17 protein-coding genes are annotated in these 21,037 nt (G+C 73.5%); 4 read left to right on the top strand and 13 right to left on the bottom strand.

Annotation, left to right across the window (positions count from 1 at the left end; genetic code table 11):
* Nucleotides 1-252: 252 nt before the first annotated feature.
* The 3 genes from ACFY0F_RS10905 to ACFY0F_RS10895 form a co-directional block, all read right to left on the bottom strand.
* Nucleotides 253-1,389: a DUF2690 domain-containing protein gene (locus tag ACFY0F_RS10905; protein ID WP_388791750.1), complete on the bottom strand. Its 1,137-nt coding sequence runs from the start codon at nt 1,387-1,389 to the stop codon at nt 253-255.
* 185 nt (nt 1,390-1,574) lie between these two features.
* Nucleotides 1,575-1,997: a DUF3017 domain-containing protein gene (locus ACFY0F_RS10900; RefSeq protein WP_388792399.1), complete on the bottom strand. Its 423-nt coding sequence runs from the start codon at nt 1,995-1,997 to the stop codon at nt 1,575-1,577.
* Nucleotides 1,998-2,118: 121 nt separating this feature from the next.
* The gene (locus ACFY0F_RS10895; protein ID WP_388791748.1) at nt 2,119-2,973 is read right to left on the bottom strand and encodes a bifunctional methylenetetrahydrofolate dehydrogenase/methenyltetrahydrofolate cyclohydrolase; all 855 of its coding nucleotides are present in this window, start codon (nt 2,971-2,973) and stop codon (nt 2,119-2,121) included.
* A 271-nt stretch (nt 2,974-3,244) separates the two neighbouring features.
* Here ACFY0F_RS10895 and ACFY0F_RS10890 point away from each other — a divergent pair, with 271 nt between their 5' ends.
* On the top strand, nt 3,245-3,856 hold the full coding sequence (locus tag ACFY0F_RS10890) for a hypothetical protein (RefSeq protein ID WP_388791746.1): 612 nt from the start codon (nt 3,245-3,247) through the stop codon (nt 3,854-3,856).
* An 85-nt stretch (nt 3,857-3,941) separates the two neighbouring features.
* On the opposite strand, the gene purH is transcribed toward ACFY0F_RS10890, so the two are convergent.
* Together purH and purN are read right to left on the bottom strand one after the other, a co-directional pair.
* The gene (gene purH, locus ACFY0F_RS10885) at nt 3,942-5,507 is read right to left on the bottom strand and encodes a bifunctional phosphoribosylaminoimidazolecarboxamide formyltransferase/IMP cyclohydrolase (protein ID WP_388791744.1); all 1,566 of its coding nucleotides are present in this window, start codon (nt 5,505-5,507) and stop codon (nt 3,942-3,944) included.
* Nucleotides 5,504-6,133 (bottom strand): phosphoribosylglycinamide formyltransferase, encoded by a 630-nt coding sequence (gene purN, locus ACFY0F_RS10880; RefSeq protein ID WP_388791742.1) that lies wholly within the window; start codon nt 6,131-6,133, stop codon nt 5,504-5,506. Before purN ends, purH begins: the two co-directional genes overlap by 4 nt.
* Nucleotides 6,134-6,413: 280 nt before the next feature.
* On the opposite strand from purN, the gene ACFY0F_RS10875 reads away from it, so the two are divergent.
* A complete protein-coding gene (locus ACFY0F_RS10875; RefSeq protein WP_388791740.1) occupies nt 6,414-7,226 on the top strand; it encodes a hypothetical protein in 813 nt (270 codons plus the stop codon).
* 18 nt (nt 7,227-7,244) lie between these two features.
* Here the strand turns inward: ACFY0F_RS10875 and ACFY0F_RS10870 are convergent, their stop codons facing one another.
* Nucleotides 7,245-8,801, bottom strand: coding sequence for a DUF6350 family protein (locus ACFY0F_RS10870; RefSeq protein ID WP_388792397.1), 1,557 nt, complete (start codon nt 8,799-8,801; stop codon nt 7,245-7,247).
* 113 nt (nt 8,802-8,914) lie between these two features.
* On the opposite strand from ACFY0F_RS10870, the gene ACFY0F_RS10865 reads away from it, so the two are divergent.
* A complete protein-coding gene (locus tag ACFY0F_RS10865; protein ID WP_388791738.1) occupies nt 8,915-9,733 on the top strand; it encodes an RNA polymerase sigma factor in 819 nt (272 codons plus the stop codon).
* 66 nt (nt 9,734-9,799) lie between these two features.
* On the opposite strand, the gene sucD is transcribed toward ACFY0F_RS10865, so the two are convergent.
* The 7 genes from sucD to ACFY0F_RS10830 form a co-directional block, all read right to left on the bottom strand.
* Entirely contained in the window at nt 9,800-10,684 is an 885-nt protein-coding gene (gene sucD / locus ACFY0F_RS10860) for a succinate--CoA ligase subunit alpha (RefSeq protein WP_388791736.1), read from the bottom strand.
* Nucleotides 10,685-10,712: 28 nt separating this feature from the next.
* A complete protein-coding gene (gene sucC, locus ACFY0F_RS10855) occupies nt 10,713-11,894 on the bottom strand; it encodes an ADP-forming succinate--CoA ligase subunit beta (RefSeq protein ID WP_388791734.1) in 1,182 nt (393 codons plus the stop codon).
* A gap of 418 nt (nt 11,895-12,312) precedes the next feature.
* A complete protein-coding gene (locus ACFY0F_RS10850; RefSeq protein WP_388791732.1) occupies nt 12,313-13,635 on the bottom strand; it encodes a hypothetical protein in 1,323 nt (440 codons plus the stop codon).
* A 156-nt stretch (nt 13,636-13,791) separates the two neighbouring features.
* On the bottom strand, nt 13,792-14,670 hold the full coding sequence (locus tag ACFY0F_RS10845; protein ID WP_388791730.1) for a hypothetical protein: 879 nt from the start codon (nt 14,668-14,670) through the stop codon (nt 13,792-13,794).
* A 96-nt stretch (nt 14,671-14,766) separates the two neighbouring features.
* The gene (locus ACFY0F_RS10840; RefSeq protein ID WP_388791728.1) at nt 14,767-15,972 is read right to left on the bottom strand and encodes a VWA domain-containing protein; all 1,206 of its coding nucleotides are present in this window, start codon (nt 15,970-15,972) and stop codon (nt 14,767-14,769) included.
* Nucleotides 15,969-18,317: a DUF5682 family protein gene (locus ACFY0F_RS10835; RefSeq protein ID WP_388791726.1), complete on the bottom strand. Its 2,349-nt coding sequence runs from the start codon at nt 18,315-18,317 to the stop codon at nt 15,969-15,971. The genes ACFY0F_RS10840 and ACFY0F_RS10835 overlap by 4 nt, the downstream gene beginning before the upstream one ends.
* A complete protein-coding gene (locus tag ACFY0F_RS10830) occupies nt 18,314-19,444 on the bottom strand; it encodes an AAA family ATPase (protein WP_388791724.1) in 1,131 nt (376 codons plus the stop codon). Before ACFY0F_RS10830 ends, ACFY0F_RS10835 begins: the two co-directional genes overlap by 4 nt.
* 132 nt (nt 19,445-19,576) lie before the next feature.
* Between ACFY0F_RS10830 and ACFY0F_RS10825 the strand changes: the two genes are divergently transcribed.
* Nucleotides 19,577-20,944, top strand: coding sequence for an SWIM zinc finger family protein (locus ACFY0F_RS10825; protein ID WP_388791722.1), 1,368 nt, complete (start codon nt 19,577-19,579; stop codon nt 20,942-20,944).
* The last annotated feature ends 93 nt before the right edge of the window (nt 20,945-21,037 follow it).

Raw genomic sequence — 21,037 nt, 5'->3', positions numbered from 1 at the left:
GAGATCCAGCGGTCAGGCTATCGCGCATCCGGGATGGCGAACGTCCGGGGCTCGTGTGGCCCACCCCACAGGTCACCGTGCCGCCGTCGGGCGCAACCGAAAAGGCGGCCGCCTGTCCGGGAGAGGAGGAACAGAGACGGCCGCCGATCGGGGGACCTGTCCGGACTCCCGTGGGGGTTACCGTCCGCCTGCCCAGGATTCCGGCGGCCATGCGTGCCGGCCCAGAATGTTTTCGCGCCGCTTCCGGCGCCACTACCCCGTGCACCCTTGCCGGCCCGAGACGAGCGTCACGCAGGCCTTCACCCCGGCCGCGTCCCGCACGGCCAGCATCGGTGTGTAGGCGATCGTGTCCCCGTCCCGCGTGACGGCCCCGGTCTCCTTCCGCGCCCCGGCGCTCACCCGCACCGTGTCCCCCCGCGCGGCCCCGGTGATCCGCCCCCACGCGGTCCGGCAGGTCTCGCTGTAACGGACCTCGACGACGGTGCTGCCGACGGTGGCGGTCCTGGCGGTGGTGACGTGTTCGCCGCTGCAGCCCGTGCTCTGCGCGTCCTTGCCGGCGCAGTCGGCGCCGGCGCACCGCACATCCGCCGGCAGGTGGCGTCGGTCGGTGAGTGACGGGGCGCGCCGGGCGGACGGGGTCGCCGCGTCCCCGGCCTTCACGTGGCCGCCGCTGCCGGCGAGAAGGACGACGGCGGCGATGACGACGAGTACGGTGCCGGCGCCCGCGAGGAACGTCGTCAGCCGCCGCCTGCCCTCCGAGAGCCGCCGCTTGCCCTCCGAGGGGGCGCCGGGTCGCCGTGGACGGTCTCCGTCGTTCACCCCGTACACCCCGTTCACCCGGTTCACCCCGTACGGGCCCGGTGCCGCCCTGCCGGTGGAGGGGCGACCGCCCCCGGCCGCTTCCCTTGCGTCCGCGTCCGGCGCCGTCGGCTGCGGCGGGATCGTGGGCGACACGCCCGCGGGACCCGCGATGCCCGAAAACACGGTCACGCCGCGGACACGGGCCGCGGTGCCGTTGCCGCCCGCGCTCGTACCCGCCACGGGCGGGGCCTGGTCGCCGAGCGCGGCTCGCGCCCGGGAGATCAGAGCCGTCTCCATGGTCATGTCGTGGCGCATCTCCGAACGGCTCCAGGCGCGCTCGGCCAGCTCCCACATGGTGGTCAGATGGTCGGGATCGGTGCCGGTGACCTCGGCGAGGGCGACGATCGCGCCCTTCGGTGCGAGGAGCCGGCCGCCCAGGTAACGCTCCCAGGACGTCTTGCTGTAGCCCGTGCGGTCGGCCAGCGCCGCGATGCTCAGTCCACTGCGGTCCACGAGCCGCCGCACCTGCCCGGCGAACTCCTTGACCTGCGGATCGAGCTCGTCGGGCAGGGCTTTCCAACGAGGCATCGGTTCCCCCCTCTTCCCCGGTCGGTGCCGTACGTCCCGCGTCGTCCCGCGGACGCGGGCCCCCTCCAGTTCCCCGTTCTGGCTACCCACGGGAATGCGCAGCCCCCGGAACCCGGGTCCCCGGGCCGGGGGCGCATCGATGCATCGGTCCGTCACGGCGCACCGTCGTACGCCGGGACGGCGTCCTAGTTGGTGAGGGTGAAGTGCAGCGTGTCCTTCAGGAAGGGGATCTCCAGCAACGGCTTGGGCTGGGCCATCAGCGCCAGGAGGACGATCGCCAGGCCGAGCGCGCCGTAGGTGACTATGTCGGTGAAGCGGGAGCGGACCGCCAGCATGCCGACGCCGGGCAGGACCCAGCGCAGTACGGCACCCACGAGCAGGGCCGATCCGGCCAGCAGCATGCCCAGCCGGAACGCGTCGAACGCGGTCACCAGCAGTCCGACGGCGACCACGGAGAGCACGAGGAGTATCGGCCACTGCCGGGCCGGCGCCGGGGCGTCCCCGGGGGCGGCCCGGCCGCCGCCCTCGGGGCGCGCGGTGTCCCGGGTGAACAGGGGGAAGCGGCGCGTGACCCGTTTGGGGTGCCCCTCGGCGTCGGGCGCGCTGATCGCGTCCCGGACGGTCGGCTCCGCGCCGTCGACGTCGTCGACGCCGTCGGGTGCGCCGTGGGGCTCGCGTGCGGTGTGGGAGTCCTGCGTGTCGTGAGTGTCCTGCGTGTCGTGGGTGTCCTCAGCCGGCACTGCGCTCCGCCGCCTCGACCACGTTGACGAGCAGCTGGGCACGGGTCATCGGGCCGACGCCGCCCGGGTTGGGGGAGATCCAGGCGGCCACCTCGGCGACCCCGGGGTGCACATCCCCGACGATCTTCCCTTCGGCGTTGCGGGAGACGCCGACGTCGAGGACGGCCGCGCCCGGCTTGACGTCCTCGGGACGGATCAGATGGCCCACTCCGGCGGCCGCGATGACGATGTCCGCCCGCCTCAGGTGCGCCGACAGGTCACGGGTGCCCGTGTGGCACTGGGTCACGGTGGCGTTCTCGCTGCGCCGGGTGAGCAGCAGCGGCATCGGGCGGCCGATGGTCACGCCGCGTCCGACGACCACGACCTCGGCGCCCTTGATCTCCACGCCGTGGCGGCGCAGCAGGGTGAGGATGCCGTTGGGGGTGCAGGGCAGCGGGGCCGGCTCGTTGAGGACGAGACGCCCGAGGTTCATCGGGTGCAGTCCGTCCGCGTCCTTGCCCGGGTCCATCAGTTCCAGGATGCGGTTCTCGTCGATGCCCTTGGGCAGCGGCAGCTGGACGATGTAGCCGGTGCACGCCGGGTCCTCGTTCAGCTCCCGGACGACCGCCTCGATCTCCGACTGCGTCGCCGTGCCCGGCAGTTCGCGCTGGATCGAGGCGATGCCGACCTGGGCGCAGTCCCGGTGCTTGCCGGCGACGTACTTCTGGCTGCCGGGGTCGTCCCCGACCAGGATCGTGCCGAGGCCGGGCGTGACGCCCTTCTCCTTCAGCGCCGCCACGCGGGCGGTCAGCTCGGACTTGATCTCGGCTGCGGTGGCCTTGCCATCGAGAATCTGGGCGGTCATGGCCCCATCCTCGCGGATGACCGCCACCCTGTTCCAATCCGGGGGCCCCGGGTACGGCTCCGGTCACCTCCGCCCATGTCCGACCTTGATCGACGATGTTGCACTTGCACAACACATCGCGAATGCGGCTGGACAAGTAAGAGTCCGCTAAAGAACGATGAGTACACAGTGCCGCGGGCAGTACCGGGGGGACGGACCGCATCTGTAGAAACTCTCCTCCGAACCGTGCCGCGCGTCGTCCCCGCACGTGAGCAACGGAGGAAACAGCGCCATGAGTTTCGGCGACCCGAACAACCCCTACGGCCCGCCGCCGCAGGGCCAGCAGCCCGGTTACCCGCCGCAGCAGCCCCAGGGCCAGCCCGGATACGGCTACCCGACCGCTCCCCCCGTCCAGCCCGGCTACGGCTACCCCACCGCCCCGCCGGTCCCCCAGGGCTACGGCTACGGCGCGCCGATGGAGATGCCGGGCCTGATCAAGACCGCCCGGGTGCTGCTGTTCATCCTGGCCGGCCTGCAGTTCCTGGTCGGCCTCTTCCTCGGCATCGGGGCCGGTGCCGTCCAGGACGGCTCCAACGGCATCGGCACGGGTGACGACACCAGCACGACGACCGGTGTGCTCATCGCCTTCGCCCTGCTGATGCTGGCGTTGGGCACCCTGTCGATCTTCCTGGGCGTGAAGTTCAAGAACGGCGGCAGCGGAATCCGCATCACGACGATCGTGTACGCGTCCCTGATGCTGCTCGGCAGCCTGGTCAACATCGTGAAGGGCGCGGGCGGTTCCGGCACCTTCGGCGGGGTCATCTCCCTCGCCTTCGCCGGCATCATCCTCGCCTCGATGGTGAACAGCGCGGCCTCGGCGTGGTTCAACCGCCCGAAGTTCTGAGCGCGGCGGACCGTCGGCACGCACCAAGGGCCGTGTCCCACCCGAGTGGGGGGCACGGCCCTGGTGCGTCGGCGGCAGGCCGGTGTCAGTGGAAGAAGTGGCGCGTACCCGTGAAGTACATCGTCACGCCCGCCTTCCGCGCGGCCTCCACGGCCAGCTCGTCCCGGACCGAGCCGCCGGGCTGGACGATGGCCTTCACGCCCGCGGCGATGAGGATCTCCGGCCCGTCGGGGAAGGGGAAGAAGGCGTCGGAGGCCGCGTAGGAGCCGCGCGCCCGCTCCTCGCCGGCCCGCTCGACGGCCAGCTTGCAGGAGTCGACCCGGTTGACCTGTCCCATGCCGACGCCGACCGAGGCGCCGTCCTTGGCGAGCAGGATGGCGTTGGACTTCACGGCCCGGCAGGCCTTCCAGGCGAAGGCGAGCTCCTTCAGCTCCTCGGCGCCGAGCGCCTCACCGGCCGCGAGCGTCCAGTTGGCCGGGTCGTCGCCGTCGGCCTGGAGCCGGTCCGTCTCCTGGAGCAGCACACCACCGTCGATGGGCTTGACCTCGACCGGGTTGGCCGGTGCGCCGGGGGCCTTGAGCACCCGGATGTTCTTCTTCTTGGTGAGCGCCTCCAGGGCGCCCTCCTCGTAGTCGGGGGCGACGATGACCTCGGTGAAGATCTCCGCGACCTGCTCGGCCATCTCCCTGCTGACCGGCCGGTTGACGGCGATGACACCGCCGAACGCGGACAGCGGGTCGCAGGCGTGCGCCTTGCGGTGCGCCTCGGCGACGTCGGCGCCGATCGCGATGCCGCAGGGGTTGGCGTGCTTGATGATGGCCACGCAGGGCTCGTCGTGGTCGTACGCGGCACGGCGGGCGGCGTCCGTGTCCGTGTAGTTGTTGTACGACATCTCCTTGCCGTGCAGCTGCTCGGCGACCGCGAGGCCGGTGCCGTCGGCGTCGACGTACAGGGCGGCGGGCTGGTGCGGGTTCTCGCCGTAGCGCAGGGTGTGCGCGCGCTCCCAGGTGGCGCCGAGGAAGTCGGGGAAGCGGGACTCGTCCACCGGGGCGTAGGAGGAGGCGAACCAGGAGGCCACGGCGACGTCGTAGGCGGCCGTGTGCTGGAAGGCCTCGGCGGCCAGCCGCTTGCGGGTGGCGAGGTCGAAGCCGCCGTCCGCGGCCGCGGCGAGGACGTCCGCGTACCGGGCGGGGCTGGTGACCACGGCGACCGACGGGTGGTTCTTCGCGGCGGCACGGACCATGGAGGGGCCGCCGATGTCGATCTGCTCCACGCACTCGTCGGGCGCGGCGCCCGAGGCGACGGTCTCGCGGAACGGGTAGAGGTTGACGACGACGAGGTCGAACGGCTCCACTCCCAGCTCGGCGAGCTGCTCGCGGTGGCTGTCGAGGCGCAGGTCGGCGAGGATGCCCGCGTGCACCCTGGGGTGCAGCGTCTTGACCCGGCCGTCCAGGCACTCGGGGAAGCCGGTGAGCTCCTCGACCTTGGTGACGGGGACGCCGGCGCCGGCGATGCGGGCGGCGGTGGAACCGGTCGAGACCAGCTCGACACCGGCCTCGTGCAGCCCGCGGGCGAGCTCCTCCAGACCGGTCTTGTCGTAGACGCTGACGAGCGCCCTGCGCAGGGGCCGCTTGTTGCTCTCGGCGGTCACTGGATAACTACCTTTCGTCCCTCGATGCGATGGCCGTTGCGGGCGATCCGCCCCACGACCTCGACGAGCAGCCTTCGCTCGACTTCTTTGATGCGCTCGTGCAGAGCGCTCTCGTCGTCCTCGTCGCGGACCTCCACCACGCCCTGCGCGATGATCGGTCCGGTGTCGACGCCGTCGTCGACGAAGTGGACGGTGCAGCCGGTGACCTTGGCGCCGTACGCGAGCGCGTCCCGCACGCCGTGGGCTCCCGGAAAGCTGGGCAGCAGGGCGGGATGGGTGTTCACGAACCGTCCGCCGTACCGCGCGAGGAACTCCTTCCCCACGATCTTCATGAACCCGGCGGAGACGACGAGGTCGGGCCGGTGCGCGGCGACGGCCTCGGTGAGCGCCAGGTCCCACCCCGCCCGGGTCGCGTGGTCCTTGACCTTGCACACGAAGGTGGGGAGCCCGGCGCGTTCGGCGCGGGCGAGCCCTTCGATGCCCTCCCGGTCCGCACCGACGGCCACGACCTCGGCGCCGTAGGCCTCGGGGCCGACGCGGTCGATCTCGTCCAGGAGCGCCTGCAGATTGGTGCCGGATCCGGAGACCAGCACGACGAGGCGCTTGGCCACGGGCTTGGCGGCCACGGTGGGGCCCTTTCTCGGGGAAGCGGGTTCGTGCGGGCGGCCTGTGCATTCCTACGAATGCTTCACGCCCCCCGATACGGGGAAGTCTACGAAGCAGCCGACCGCCAGCAACGATACCGGCACAGGGGACGGCCCCCACGGGACGGGGGCTTGGCCGGAAGGTAGCGTCTGGGGGGAACCGGTCGGGAACGCGGCCGTCGCGCGACGCGTTGCCTTCAGAGACAGCCCATGTCAGCCCATTCGGACAGCCGTAATTCACCTAGGGGAAGACGCTCATTTGATGCCGGACCGCAGTCTGCGACTCCTCACGTTCCCCCCGCAGCCGGAGCAGGGCAGGGAGCGGGGTGCCGTGCTGCTGCGGGAGCGGCCCGCCTCGCCGCCCGACGCGTCCTCGGGCCGGCGGGACGGCGACGGCCAGGAGGCCGCGCCGGCCGACGACAACCCCTTCGCCCCACCGCCGGAGGGCACACCGGACCGGCCGTGGCAGCCCCGCCGCCCCTCGGGTTCCGACGGCTCTCAGGACGGCCAGGGCGGACAGGGGGGTCAGGGCGGTCAGGGCTCCGGCGGTGAGGGCCACTCCCCGTGGGGCAGTCAGTGGAGCGACCGCCAGCCCGGCCGCTCCTCCGGCGGTTTCGGCGAGCGGCCGGGCGGCGGCCCCGAGGGCCCGGCCGGCGGCCCGCCCCCCAATCTCCGCTGGGACCCCGCCGACCCGGCCCAGCGCCATGCGCGCTACGCGCTGCTGTGCGGCATGTGGGCCTTCTTCTTCGCCCTGTTCAGCTGGCCGTACGTGGCCCTGCTGCTCGGCGCCCTCGCCCTCCACTGGGGCATCAGCGCGCTGCGGGCCAAGCCCCGCAGGCCCGACCCGAACACCCCGGCGCCGGAGCCCACCGGCCGCCCTCAGACCACCGCCGCGGTCAGCGGCCTGGTCACCGGCTCGCTGGCCCTGGCGCTCGTGGCGGCCACCTTCACCGCCCAGCTCGTCTACAGCGACTACTACACCTGCGTGAACGACTCCCTCACCAGCGAGGCCCAGCAGTCGTGCAAGCAGTTGCTGCCGCATGAGCTGCGGGGGCTGCTGGGGGAGACCGGCTGAGGGCCGGATCTCGTCGGGTCACTCCTCGTCCGGGGGCACGGGTCCGTCCGCTGGAGCCGCCGGCTCCGTCGGCGGGACGGAGGGGCCCCGCAGGGCGGTCGCGGCCGGCGCCTCGGCCGGCAGTACGTCATAGGCGTCCAGGGCGCTGTCGTACACGGACGGCCCGGACGTCGTCGCCGAGGCCTGCTCCCTGCCCCTCGGTGCCTCGTCCCGCTTCCGCGGTGCCTGCTCCCGGGGCCCGGCGACTCGTTCCCTCCCAACCCGTGAGGACCGTCCGCCCCACCACCGCACCACCACCGAGACCGGCACCGCCACCGCCCCGACCCAGGCGGGCACCACGCCGCCGACCTGCCACCACACCGGCCCGAACCGGGCCAGCGCCGCCACCCCGAGCGGGCCGCCCGCCAGCTCCGCCAGCAGGGCGAACGCCGCCCCGCACAGTACGGCCGCCAGCAGCGCCGTCCCGGCGGCCCGCCAGGTCGACCAGCGCACCCGCGGCCGTCCGGGCCGCGCCGCGCAGCAGGCGACCGTCACCCCGGCCGCGACCGGCACCACCAGGGCGGCCCACCGCCACGGCGTCGCGAGGGCCGCGTGCGGCACCGCCGCCAGCAGCGGGAAGGGCGGCAGCAACGGTGCCGGATCGGCGGCGAACGGATCGACCTGGTGCCCGGCGCCGAGCGCGAACCCGGCGCCGAGGGCGTACGCCACCGTCCACACCGCCGCGTTCGGGATCAGCGCGACGCACAGCAGCAGCACGGCGAACCGTCCCGTCCAGCCCTCCGTGAGCTGCAGGAACGAGGCGCGGGCCGCCGCCCCGTGCCCCACCAGTGACACCCCGAGCAGCAGTGCCCCGCCGCCGAGGAGCGCGGCCGTACCCGCCAGCGCAGCCCGCACGGCCGCCCCGAGCCCGGCCCGTCCGCCCGGCGTCAGGGCCCGGCGGCGCAGAAACCCCGGCAGCAGCTTCAGCACGCCCAGCACCGGCTCGCGCGGACGGCAGTACGCCGCCCACACCCCCACCCCGGCCCCGACCAGCGCGACGAGCGGCAGACACACCGCCACCCGCCCCCACTCGGGCCGCAGCGCACCACCGGAGGCGTACAGCGCCGCGCCGGCGCCGACACCGAGGTAGCCGAGGACGACGCCCGTCCACGCCGTGCACGCGTCGACCGGCGGCGGGCCGTCGGGGTCGGCCGGCGCGTCGGTGGCGTCCCGTGCCGCCCGGTACAGCAGCCAGAGCGGCAGCGCCAGGAGCAGCAGCGGGGTGACGCCGACGGGCGCGGGAACCCCGGTGAGCGTCTCGGTGCGGACGAGCCGGACGCCGTGCGCCAGCAGCCACAGCGCGGCGGCGACGTGCAGCGCGCCGCCCGGTCCGCTGTCGGGGTACGGGGAGCTGACCCACAGCACCATCACGAGCACGGCGAAGCAGCCGAGACCGAGCCCGGCCGCGACCGCGCCGCCCAGAAGGCTCCCGGCCAGTCCTGGCGAGCGGTCACGCAGCCGGGTGAGCACGCCGGTGAACAAGCGGCTGAGCAAGCGGGTGAAGAAAAGCGACAACGACGGTCGGCGAGCGGTCATCTGCGTCACGTCGCCATGCTCCCAACGACACGCGCTTTCTCGGCGTAACAGGCGAACCACCGAAGTGTCGCTCAATATATGTTTATGTGTTTTTTCTACCGGAGGGCTGCCCGGTGACGCCCCGTCAGGCCGAGGCCTCCCTGACGCCCGCTCAGGCTTTCGACGCGCTGTACGAGTTCTGCGCCCCGGCCCTCGTACGGCAGACGTACCTGCTCACGGGGCGGCGCGAGTCGGCCCGTGCCGCTGTGGAGCGTGCCTTCGAGCTCGCCTGGCAGCGCTGGCCGGAGGTGGCCCGGGACCGGGACCCGGCGGGCTGGGTGCGGGCCGTCGCCTACGAGTGCGCCCTCTCCCCCTGGCACCGCTTCCGGCTGCTCCGCCGACCCGACCCGCCCCCGGCCGACTCCGCCGACCGGGCCCTTCTGCACGCCCTGCTGACGCTCCCTCCGGCCTACCGTCGCACGCTCCTGCTGTACGACGGTGTCGGCCTCGACCTGCCGGAGACCGCGGCGGAGACGGAGGCCAGCACACCGGCGGCGGCCCGTCGGGTGACGCACGCACGGGCCGCGGTGGCCGCGCGGATCCCCGAGCTGGCGGACTGCGACCTGCTGCACCGGCGGCTGGCCGAACTGGCCTCGACCGACCGGCTGGAGGCGGCCGGGCCGAAGGCGGTGCGGTCGGTCGGCGAGCTCCGGGCCCGCCGCTGGACCCGGGCCGCGATCGCCCTCACGGCCTCGGTCGTCGGCGCCACCGCACTCACCCTGCGGACGGCCCCGACCCACTACGAGAAACCCCCCGGCCCCGCCCAGGCGGTACGGGGCGTACCCCCAAGAGCGGCCCTCGGCCCGCTGTCCGCCCAGGAACTGACCCTGCGGAACAAACTCGGCCAGGAGACGGCGAAGGGCCCGGAACGGGTGGTGCCGGTGCCGCGGTGAGGCATGCGGAAGGGCCCGCACCCCCTTGAGGGTGCGGGCCCTTCCCTGGCGGGTCCGGTGACCGGGTCAGCCGGCCAGGATCTCCCGGGCCAGCTTCGCAGTCTCGGTCGGGGTCTTGCCGACCTTGACGCCCGCGGCCTCCAGGGCCTCCTTCTTCGCCTGGGCGGTGCCGGACGAACCGGAGACGATGGCACCGGCGTGGCCCATGGTCTTGCCCTCGGGCGCGGTGAAGCCCGCGACGTAGCCGACGACCGGCTTGGTCACGTTCTCCTTGATGAACGCGGCCGCGCGCTCCTCGGCGTCGCCACCGATCTCACCGATCATCACGATCAGGTCGGTGTCGGGGTCGGCCTGGAACGCGGCGAGGGCGTCGATGTGCGTGGTGCCGATGATCGGGTCACCACCGATGCCGACGGCGGTCGAGAAGCCGATGTCACGCAGCTCGTACATCATCTGGTACGTCAGCGTGCCGGACTTCGAGACCAGGCCGATGCGGCCCGGCTTGGTGATGTCGCCCGGGATGATGCCGACGTTCGACTGGCCCGGGGTGATGATGCCGGGGCAGTTCGGGCCGATGATCCGGGTCTTGTTGCCCTTCTTGCCGGCGTACGCCCAGAAGGACGCCGTGTCGTGCACGGCGATGCCCTCGGTGATCACGACGGCCAGCGGGATCTCGGCGTCGATGGCCTCGACGACCGCGTCCTTGGTGAACTTCTCCGGCACGAAGATGACGGAGACGTTGGCGCCGGTCTTGTCGATGGCCTCCTTGACGGTGCCGAAGACGGGTACCTCGGTGCCGTCGAAGTCCACGGTCTGCCCCGCCTTGCGCGGGTTCACGCCGCCCACGACCTGGGTGCCGTCACCGAGCATGAGCTTGGTGTGCTTCATGCCCGTGGCGCCGGTCATGCCCTGGACGATGACCTTGCTGTCCTTGTTGAGCCAGATAGCCATGGTGTGTTGGTGTCCTCGTCCTGAGTGCTTACTTGGCGGCGTGGGCCAGTTCGGCGGCCTTGTCGGCCGCGCCGTCCATGGTGTCGACGCGCTGCACCAGCGGGTGGTTGGCGTCCGTGAGGATCTGCCGGCCCAGCTCGGCGTTGTTGCCGTCGAGACGGACGACGAGCGGCTTGGAGACGTTCTCGCCGCGGTCCTCGAGGAGCTTCAGGGCCTGGACGATGCCGTTGGCGACCTCGTCGCAGGCGGTGATGCCGCCGAAGACGTTGACGAAGACGGACTTGACGTCCGGGTCGCCCAGGATGATCTCCAGGCCGTTGGCCATGACCTGGGCGGAGGCGCCACCGCCGATGTCCAGGAAGTTGGCCGGCTTGACGTTGCCGTGCTTCTCACCCGCGTACGCGACGACGTCCAGGGTGCTCATCACGAGACCCGCGCCGTTGCCGATGATGCCGACCTCGCCGTCGAGCTTGACGTAGTTGAGGTTCTTCTCCTTGGCGGCGGCCTCGAGCGGGTTGGCCGCGTCCTTGTCGTGGAGTTCCTCGTACTCGGGGTGGCGGAACTCGGCGTTCTCGTCCAGCGACACCTTGCCGTCGAGGGCGATGACCTCGCCGGAGGCGACCTTCGCGAGCGGGTTGACCTCGACGAGGAGGGCGTCCGACTTGATGAAGGTGTCCCACAGCTTGATCAGGACGCCCGCGACCTTGTCCGCGACCTCGGCCGGGAACTTGGCGGCCTCGACGATCTCGCGGGCCTTCGCCTCGTCCACACCGTCGATCGCGTCGATCGCGATCTTCGCGACGGCCTCCGGACGGGTGGCCGCCACCTCCTCGATCTCCATGCCGCCCTCGACGGAGGCGATGGAGAGGAAGGTGCGGTTGGCACGGTCGAGGAGGAAGGAGACGTAGTACTCCTCGACGATCTCCGGGGCGGTCTCGGCGATCATGACCTTGTGGACCGTGTGGCCCTTGATGTCCATGCCGAGGATGTCCGTCGCACGGGCGACGGCCTCGTCCGCGGAGGCGGCCAGCTTGACGCCACCGGCCTTGCCGCGGCCACCGACCTTCACCTGCGCCTTGACGACGGACTTGCCGCCCAGACGCTCGGTGATCGCGCGCGCCGCCTCAGGCGTGTCGATGACTTCACCGGCCAGCACCGGTACATCGTGCTTGGCGAAGAGGTCCCTCGCCTGGTACTCGAACAGGTCCACGCGCTTCCGTCCCTATCAGTGATCTCGCGGTTCGTTGGATGCGTGGGCGTGCCGCGAAGGGCAACGTGACGTCCGCCTGAGTCACAAGGGAAGCGCACACGGTGTCCGAGCGCGCGGCATGTCCGTCTCGCAGGTTATCTCTGCTTGCGGGGGGCCTCTAAATCGGCGGTCACACCTGAGCGGTGATACCTGTCACATGATGCCGGGATGCGCGGCACGGTGTGCCGCGGGGCGGGGCCTCACCGGGCTGGGGTTGACCCGGTGAGGCCTCTGAAATGGCCCTTCAGGGCCGCGGGCAGCTGATCCCCACCCCAATGGGGACCAACCGCCCCGGTCCGTGAGGTGTCGGTCGGACGGGCCGACGGCGTTCGGCCGTCCAGGCCGTTCAGCCTCACGGAGTCGGTCGGGACGGGCCGGCTCAGACGCCGTACGTGTGCCCGTCGTGAACGGTGTGCGGGTTCTGCACGTCGTGCGTGTACCCCGTGTCATGGACATACGCAGGCGTGGCCGACTCGGCCACACCCGTCACGCCGTGGACCGCGTGCCCGGCGAGCGGACCGGCGGCGGTGCGGGCGGTGCCGGTGAGGTCCTGCGCGAACGGCGCCACCTGCCCGGCGACCTGCCGGCCGAAGGAGCCGGCCTCGCCCGTCACCCCGTACGCCAGCGTCGTGGTGCTGCCGGTGACCGGCCGGACGGTCCGCGCGACGGTGTCGACCACCGGCCGGACCGCCCCGGTCACCCCGTCGGCGAACGGCGGCACCTGGCCCACGACGCCCTGCGCGAGCGGCGGCACGGCCCCGGCGACCCCGCCCGCGAAGGGCCGGACGTCACCCGTGACCCCGTACGCGAGCGTCCCCGCGTCCGCGACGGCCTGCCCGGCGACCGGTACGACCCCGCGCACGGCGGTGTTCGCGACGGGCGGCAGCACCGCGTCCGTGGTCCCGCGGGCGATCTGCCCGACGAGCCCGGTCGCGTACGGCGGCACGTCGGCGACGACCCCGGTGGCGTACGGCGGCACGTCCACGGCGGCGTCGGAGGCGACCCCCCGCACCCCGGTGACGGCGTCCGCGGCGACGGGCCGGACACCCCCGGCGACCCGGCCCGCGACCGGCTGGACGTCCGCCACGATGCCGTACGCCACCCCTGTCACGGCGGCCACGGTGTGGTCGGCGACGGGCGTCACCCCGGCCACCGCACCGCCGGCCACCGGCCTGACGCCGTCCACCGTGCCCGTCACGGTCGGCACGGCCCCGGCGACCGCGTGCCCGGCGACGGGAACCGCCCCCGCCACGGCGTGACCGGCGACCGGCCGCGCCCCGTCCACGGCCGCACCGGCCACCGGCGGCGCGACGGCGGCGGCCGTCTCGTCGACGACCGGGGTGAGCGTGGTCCGGGAGGCGGCCAGTGCGTCCTCCAGCTCGGGGGCGAAGGTGGAGAGGGGGCCGAAGAGGTAGTCGATCTCCCCCTGCGGGGAGGTGTCCGCGGCGGCCTTCTCGGTGGCCCGGTCCGTGCTGCGGTCGGTGGCCGCCTTCGCCGTGCGGGCGCCGTGGACGGCCTCGGCGGCCGTGGCCGGTGCGGCCGGGACATCGGCGGCCGTGTCGGACGCCGTGTCGGACGCCGTGTCAGGTGCCGAGAGAGGCGAGGCGGGCAGTTCGTCGGCGCTGGCGACGGCCGAGCCGAGTGCCCACGCGCCGGTGACACCGGCGGCTATGACGATGGAGCGGCGGATGTTCTTGTTCATGCGTGCGTCAGTTCCTTCAGGGTTCCGGGACGTCTTGAGCGGCTTGCCGTCCGGAGAAACGGAGGGATGTCCGGACGGGCGGGCAGACCTGTTCCGCCCCCGCGCGGCAGGTCCACGGCGGGAGAAATCGCCGTTTCTGCCTCGGGGAGGAGAGCCCTAGCCGGGGAAGACGGGAACGTCCCGGTACCTGTCCCGGGTCCCGGACGCGTCGACGCGCGCCGTGGCGCCGGGCGTCAGACGCAGCGGTGCCAGGTGGTTTGGGGTGACGGCGTGCGCGTCGGCATGGCGTGACGTGCCGCTGTCGACCGCCGCCCGGTTGGCGAGCACCCCGCCCGGGTCGCCTCCGGGTACGGGACGCGAGGGAGTTCCGGCCCGGTCCACGGCGCGGTGGCCGTCGACGGACACCCGTGTGAACGGCACGCCGACGCCGGTCGGGACCTGCGGGCCGAAGGACGCGGTCACCGTCGCACGGTGTCCGGTAGGGCCTCCGGCACGGGAACCCGCGCGGGCCTTCGCGCCCCCGTGGCTGCCGGACGCGGTGTCCGCAGACGACACCCCGGGGCCGCCCGACTGCTGCGGCACGGGCGGGTCGACGACCGGCGAGGGCGGCGAAGGCAGCGAGGGCAACGAGGGCTGCGCCGGCAGCTTCGGCGGGGCGGCCACGGTGGGCACCGTCGGCAACGACGGGGCTTTCGCCCGTACCTCGTCCAGGTCCCGGGTCACCGTGCCGGCCAGGTCACCGACCGGGCGCGGCACCTCGGCGCTGACGGACCGTACGACTCGTACGACCTGCCCGGCGGTCACCGAAGTCACCGACGTCACCGGGCCCACCGAGCCCATCGACGTCACAGAGGTCGCCGATGGCGCTGAAACCACCGGAGCTGCCCCCTCGGCCGCCTGCGCCTGTTCGCCGCAGAACAAGCCGAGCACGACCAAGCCGCCCACCAGTAGAGCCAGTTGCAGCGCACGCCGTCCGGCCGCCGTACGCAACACGCGTACAGCGGCACCGGGCAGCAGGGCGGCTGGCCAGGTCAAGGGCGGAGGGTCCTGTCGTGCGAGGGAACGGCTGACGGGCCGACGGGATGTGCGGTCGATCCTCGCACGCCCCGCCCGAGGGTGCGCAAGCCCCCCTTACCGATGGGTACTCATGTCCGGTCGGGAGGTGTCCGGTACGGGAAGTGGACGCTTCTCGATCGCCGCCGCCATCACCTCCGGGAACAGGTCGGGTGTGCAGGCGAACGCCGGTGCGCCGAGCGCGGCGAGCGCGGCCGCGTGCTCCCGGTCGTAGGCGGGCGCCCCTTCGTCCGACAGCGCGAGCAGCGTCACGAACTGCACTCCCGACGCCTTCATCGCCGCGACCCGCTTGAGCATCTCGTCGCGTATCCCGCCCTCGTAGAGGTCGCTGATCAGCACGACCACCGTCTCCGCGGGCCGGGTGATCTGCGACTGGCAGTAGGCGAGCGCGCGGTTGATGTCCGTACCGCCGCCCAGCTGGGTGCCGAAGAGGACGTCGACCGGGTCGTCCAGTTGGTCGGTGAGGTCGACGACGGCCGTGTCGAAGACGACGAGCCGCGTGCTGATCGACCGCATGGAGGCGAGCACCGCCCCGAACACGGACGCGTAGACGACGGACGCGGCCATCGAACCGGACTGGTCGATGCAGAGGACGACCTCCTTCTTCACCGACTGCGACGCCCGCCCGTAGCCGATGAGCCGCTCCGGCACGACCGTCCGGTACTCCGGCAGGTAGTGCTTGAGGTTGGCCACGATCGTGCGGTTCCAGTCGATGTCGTGGTGGCGCGGCCGGGTGACGCGCGCGCTGCGGTCGAGGGCGCCGGTGAGGGTGGCCCGGGTGCGGGTGGCCAGCCGTTTCTCCAGGTCCTCGACGACCTTGCGCACGACCGCCCGCGCCGTCTCCTTCGTCGTCTCCGGCATCGCCTTGTTCAGCGACAGCAGTGTGCCGACGAGATGCACGTCGGCCTCGACCGCCTCCAGCATCTCCGGCTCCAGCAGCAGGGTGGCCAGTCCGAGCCGGTCGATGGCGTCCCGTTGCATGACCTGGACGACGGACGAGGGGAAGTACGTGCGGATGTCCCCGAGCCAGCGCGCCACGGACGGGGCGGAAACCCCGAGCCCGGCCGCCCGGTCCCGGCCCGTCCGCGGCCGGTCTCCCTTGCCGTAGAGGGCGGTCAGCGCACCGTCCATCGCCGCGTCCCGCCCGGACAGGGCGCATCCGGTGCCGTCGGCCGCGTCTCCCCCGAGGACCAGCCGCCAGCGCCGCAGCCGCTCCCGGCCCGCGTCGTCGTCCGTACGCGGGTACACCGCCTCGGTCGTCATGTGCCCACCCCCACCAGGTCGTCGTCGTCGGCGAACGCACCGTCTGCGTCCAGGCCCAGCAGCAGCCGCAGCACCGGAAGCACGGCGTCCGCGCGCGCCGGGTCGAGGCCGGCCCCGAAGCCGGGCGCACCGGAACCGGTGCTCGCCGCGCTCCCCCGCTCCCCCGGCCCGCGCCGCACCAGTTCCCCGAGGGTTCTGCGCACCCCCGCCTCGTACGCCGAGAACGTGCGCCGCAGCAGCGGCAGTACATCCGTGAAGGCCTCCGCCGGCACCCCGGTCAGCCAGGCGTCGACCAGGCCGAGCAGCCGCTCGTCGTGCACCAGCAGCATCCCTCCCCCGCCGCCGACGAAGCCCTCGATCCACGCCGCGGCGTCGGCGGGCGGCGTCCCCGGCGACAGCACCAGCCCCATCAGCCGGGCCGCCGCGTCCTGCCCCAGCTCCCCGTCGTCCAGCAGGAGCCGCACGGCACGCCCCCGTATGACCCCGGGCACGGTGTCCCGCGCGGACAGGGTCCGCAGCACCGCGCGCCACCGCGGACGCAGATCGCCGTGTCCGGGCCCCGCCGCCTCCGCGAGCAGTCCCACCGCCCCCTGCACGGCGTCCACATGGCCGCGCATCGCGTCGGCCGCGTCCGCGTCCAGCGCGGCGCAGGCCGGGGGCAGGCCGACGAAGACCCGCTCGGCGATGCCCGCGGCGACCTCGGCGAGGGCCTGGGTGCCGGTGCCGCGCACGTCTCCGTAGCGCAGGGAGCGGACCAGGGCGGGCAAGGCCTGCGCCAGGTGGCCCACGTCGGTGTCCAGCGCGGCGCGGTCGGTGAGCGCGCGCATCACCAACGGCAGCGCGTCCGGCAGTTCGGCGAGCAGGCAGTGTTCCGCGAGGGCGGTGACCTCGGCGAGGGACCGGGCGGCCAGGGCGTCCGCCTCGGCCTTGCCGGTCGCGGCGGCGACGACGGTCGTGCCCCACACCCCGGCTTCGGCGACCCGCACGGACAGCTCCGGCTCCCAGCGCAGCCGCCACGTCTCCCGGAACGTGCCCGTACTGCCCCGGGAGGCCACCGGCTCGCCCCAGTCGACGCCGAGCAGCCGCAGCCGGTGCAGCAGCCGGCTGCGCCCGGCGTCGGTGTCCTTGCGCAGGTCCAGCTCCAGCTCCCGCTCCAGCGCCTCTGGTCTGAGCCGCAGCCGGCGCTGCTGCCGGTCCAGGTCGCGCTGCAACGGCACCGCGGGCGCACCCTCGGGGACTTCGCCCAGGACGTCCCCGACCACCAGCCGGTCGTGCACCAGCGCCAGGGGCACGTCCGAGCCCTCGCACATCACCGCGCGCACCGCGTCGGTGGTCTCGCGCAGGCCGGCCAGCGGTCGGCCGCGCATCGCGGCGAGCGTCTCGGCCAGCCGTACCGCCTCGATGACATGGGCGGAGGAGACGATCCGGTCCTCCTCGCGGAGCAGCCCGGCGACCTTGGTCAGCCACCGCTCCACGGGCCGGTCCGGCGCGGTGAACAGGTGCCCGTACCAACCCGGCGAGTCGATGCCCGCGCCGTACCCGCCGGCCCGGGCCAGTCTGCGGTTCGTCCACGGCACCCAGGTCATGTCCACCTTGGCCTTGGGCAGCCCCTTCAGCAGCGCCCGGTCCGCGGCGACGGCGGTCCTCTCCCGCAGCGCGGGCACATGCCACGCCCCGCACACCACGGCCACCCCGTCCGCGAACTCCCGCTGGGCCGCCCGGAGCTGGAGCCTCATGTACGCCTCCCGCACGGGGTCCCGGGTGTGCCCGCCGGTGCCGTACCGCTCCCGCAGCGCGCCCATGGCCTCCTCCAGGGCGGTGAACGGCGCGAACGGGTCGCGGCCGCCCACGCCCCGGTGTTCGACGACGTCCTCCCACCAGCGCTCGGGGTCGTCGTAACCACCGGCCCCGGCGAGCACGGCGAGGGGGTCGAGGCGGACGTCGCCGGCCTCGCCGTCCTGCCCGGGCGCCTTGGCCTCTCCTTCTTCTCTCCCCCACGCCAGGGTGTGCGCGGCGGGCAGGTCGACGAAGCGGGCCGGGATCCCGTGTTCGAGCGCCCAGCGGATCGCCACCCACTCCGGGGAGAACTCGGCCAGCGGCCAGAAGGCCGAACGGCCGGGCTCGTCCACGGCGTGGGCGAGGAGCGCGACCGGTGGCCGCATACGGTCGTCGGCGGCCAGCGGGATCAACGCGTCGGCCTCGGGCGGCCCCTCGATCAGCACGACCCCCGGCCGGGCGGCCGCCAGCGCGGCCCGCACCGCCCGCGCCGAGCCCGGTCCGTGGTGCCGCACGCCGAGCAGCAGCGGTGCGGCGGCCGACGCCTTCGGCCATCGGGTGTCGTTCACGCGCTCACCTCCCGGCAGGCCCGGTAGAAGTCCTTCCAGCCGTCCCGCTCACGGACGACCGTCTCCAGGTACTCCTGCCAGATGACACGGTCGGCCGCCGGGTCGCGGACGACGGCGCCGAGGATGCCCGCGGCCACGTCGGCCGGCCGCAGCACGCCGTCCCCGAAGTGCGCGGCCAGTGCGAGACCGTTCGTGACGACCGAGATGGCCTCGGCCGTGGACAGCGTGCCGCTGGGCGACTTCAGCTTCGTACGGCCGTCGGCGGTGATGCCGTCGCGCAGTTCACGGAAGACGGTCACGACACGGTGGATCTCGTCGATGCCGTCGGGCACGGCCGGCAGGTCCAGGGAGCGGCCGATCTGGTCGACACGGCGCGAGACGATGTCGACCTCGGCTTCGGCGCTCTCCGGCAGCGGCAGCACCACGGTGTTGAACCGGCGGCGCAGGGCGCTGGACAGGTCGTTGACCCCGCGGTCGCGGTCGTTGGCGGTGGCGATGAGGTTGAACCCGCGGACCGCCTGCACCTCCTGCCCCAGCTCCGGTATCGGCAGCGTCTTCTCCGACAGGATCGTGATCAGCGTGTCCTGCACGTCGGCCGGGATACGGGTCAGTTCCTCGACCCGGGCCGTCATGCCCTCGGCCATGGCCCGCATGACCGGGCTGGGCACCAGGGCGTCCCGGCTGGGGCCGTGGGCGAGCAGTCGGGCGTAGTTCCACCCGTAGCGGATGGCCTCCTCCGGGGTGCCCGCCGTGCCCTGCACCAGGAGCGTGGAGTCGCCGCTGACGGCGGCGGCCAGGTGCTCGGACACCCAGGTCTTCGCGGTCCCGGGCACGCCGAGCAGCAGCAGCGCGCGGTCGGTGGCGAGCGTGGTGACGGCGACCTCGACGATACGGCGCGGGCCCACGTACTTCGGTGTGATCACGGTGCCGTCCGGCAGTGTGCCGCCGAGCAGGTACGTGGCGACCGCCCACGGCGACAGCTTCCAGCGGGCCGGGCGCGGGCGGTCGTCCTGCGCGGCCAGCGCGGCGAGTTCGGCGGCGAAGGCGTCCTCGGCGTGCGGTCGCAACGCGGCGGACGGCTGCTTCCCGTCCGTCTGCACGGACGTCGGTTCCACGGACACAGACATGGCTGAGGCCCCCTCCAGCTCGGCCGGTTCGGATCTGTGACCAACCCTGCACCACGCCACTGACAATCGCTCTGACCTGCACAGATGTGCTCTCCGGGCCGATTGTCAGTGGCGGGACCTACCGTCGGTGGCATGACTGAGCAGGGGGTGCGCTGGACCGCGGAGCAGGTGCTGGCTCTGGCGCCTGACGCCGCGTCACGCAAAGCGGGGAGCAAACTCGGCGCGGCGGGGCCGTGGTCCGGGACGGGCAGTTCCGACGAGGGGACGGTTTGGGGGCTGTGCAAAGGGAGTGGCAGCAGGCCGTATCAGACGATCGTCGACATCGCGAACATCGCGGAGACAGCGGGTCCGGCGTACAAGTGCAGTTGCCCGAGCCGCAAGTTCCCGTGCAAGCACGCGCTCGGCCTGCTGCTGCTGTGGGCCGGCGGGGACGGTGCGGTGCCGGTCGCCGACCGGGCGCCGGACTGGGCGGAGCAGTGGATCGCGGGCCGGCGCAGACGCTCGGCGGACGGACAGACGGGCGGCGGTGGGAGTTCCGGTTCCGGGGCCGCTGATCCGGAGGCCGCCCGGCGCCGGGCGGAGCGCCGGGCCGAGCGGGTCACCGCGGGCGCGACGGAGCTGGAGCAGCGGCTGGCCGACCTGCTGCGCGGCGGTCTCGCCTCGGCGGAGCAGGCGGGGTACGGGCTGTGGGAGGAGACGGCGGCCCGCATGGTCGACGCCCAGGCGCCCGGCCTGGCCGCCCGGGTGCGGGAGTTGGGGGCGATACCGGCGTCCGGGCCGGGGTGGCCGGTGCGGCTGCTGGAGGAGTGCGCGCTGCTGCACCTCCTCGACCAGGGCTGGCTGGGCCGCGAGCGGCTCCCGGACGCCCTCGCGGCGACGGTGCGTTCCCGGGTCGGCCTGCCGGCCTCGGCGGACGGTCCGCCGGTGCGCGACCGCTGGCTCGTCCTCGCCCAGTACGACACGTCGGACGCGAAGCTGACCACGCGCCGGATATGGCTGTACGGCGCCGAGTCCGGCCGCACGGCTCTGCTGCTGTCGTACGGCGCGGCCGGCCGGGCCCCCGAGTTGGCGCTGCCGGTCGGGCTGACCCTGGACGCCGAGGTGTCCGCGTATCCCGGCGCGGGACAGCTTCGGGCCGTCCTGGGCGAGCGGTTCGCCCCGCCCGCGCCCGCGGCGATCCGGCCGCCGGGTCTCACCACGGCCGAGGCGGTCGCCCGGTACGGCGAGGCGCTGCGGGACGATCCCTGGCTGGACGCGGTCCCCGTCACGCTGGAGCGGGTCGTCCCGACCCCGGCCGGTGACTCCTGGCAACTGGCGGACGCCGACACCGACTCGGCTCTCCCCCTCACTCCCGCCGCCCGCTCCCGCCCGGGGCTGTGGCGCCTGGTCGCCCTGTCCGGCGGCGCCCCCGTCAGGGTCTTCGGCGAGTGCGGGCACCGGGGTTTCACTCCGTTGGCGGCCTGGCCGGCGGGGGCCGGGGAGGCGGTGGCGCTGTGCTGAGCGTACGAAAGCGCGCATACAGCGTGACTCGGGGGACATCCGATATGGGCCACCGTTCAACCAGTCCGCGAACAAACCGCCCCGGCCCCCGGG

Origin of the sequence: Streptomyces sp. NPDC001544 (assembly GCF_042894285.1) — a bacterium.
In the GTDB taxonomy this organism is placed as follows: domain Bacteria; phylum Actinomycetota; class Actinomycetes; order Streptomycetales; family Streptomycetaceae; genus Streptomyces.
The sequence above is the reverse complement of the archived record's forward strand: the minus strand, read 5'-3'. Positions and strand labels throughout refer to the sequence as shown.

Excerpts from the sequence above, each read along its gene's own strand:
- sucD (WP_388791736.1), bottom strand. The coding sequence starts at position 10,684 with ATGGCTATCTGGCTCAACAAGGACAGCAAGGTCATCGTCCAGGGCATG.
- ACFY0F_RS10850 (WP_388791732.1), bottom strand. The coding sequence starts at position 13,635 with ATGAACAAGAACATCCGCCGCTCCATCGTCATAGCCGCCGGTGTCACC.
- ACFY0F_RS10830 (WP_388791724.1), bottom strand. The coding sequence starts at position 19,444 with ATGTCTGTGTCCGTGGAACCGACGTCCGTGCAGACGGACGGGAAGCAG.
- ACFY0F_RS10875 (WP_388791740.1), top strand. The coding sequence starts at position 6,414 with ATGCCGGACCGCAGTCTGCGACTCCTCACGTTCCCCCCGCAGCCGGAG.
- ACFY0F_RS10840 (WP_388791728.1), bottom strand. The coding sequence starts at position 15,972 with ATGACGACCGAGGCGGTGTACCCGCGTACGGACGACGACGCGGGCCGG.
- ACFY0F_RS10825 (WP_388791722.1), top strand. The coding sequence starts at position 19,577 with ATGACTGAGCAGGGGGTGCGCTGGACCGCGGAGCAGGTGCTGGCTCTG.
- ACFY0F_RS10905 (WP_388791750.1), bottom strand. The coding sequence starts at position 1,389 with ATGCCTCGTTGGAAAGCCCTGCCCGACGAGCTCGATCCGCAGGTCAAG.
- ACFY0F_RS10890 (WP_388791746.1), top strand. The coding sequence starts at position 3,245 with ATGAGTTTCGGCGACCCGAACAACCCCTACGGCCCGCCGCCGCAGGGC.
- ACFY0F_RS10870 (WP_388792397.1), bottom strand. The coding sequence starts at position 8,801 with ATGACCGCTCGCCGACCGTCGTTGTCGCTTTTCTTCACCCGCTTGCTC.
- ACFY0F_RS10895 (WP_388791748.1), bottom strand. The coding sequence starts at position 2,973 with ATGACCGCCCAGATTCTCGATGGCAAGGCCACCGCAGCCGAGATCAAG.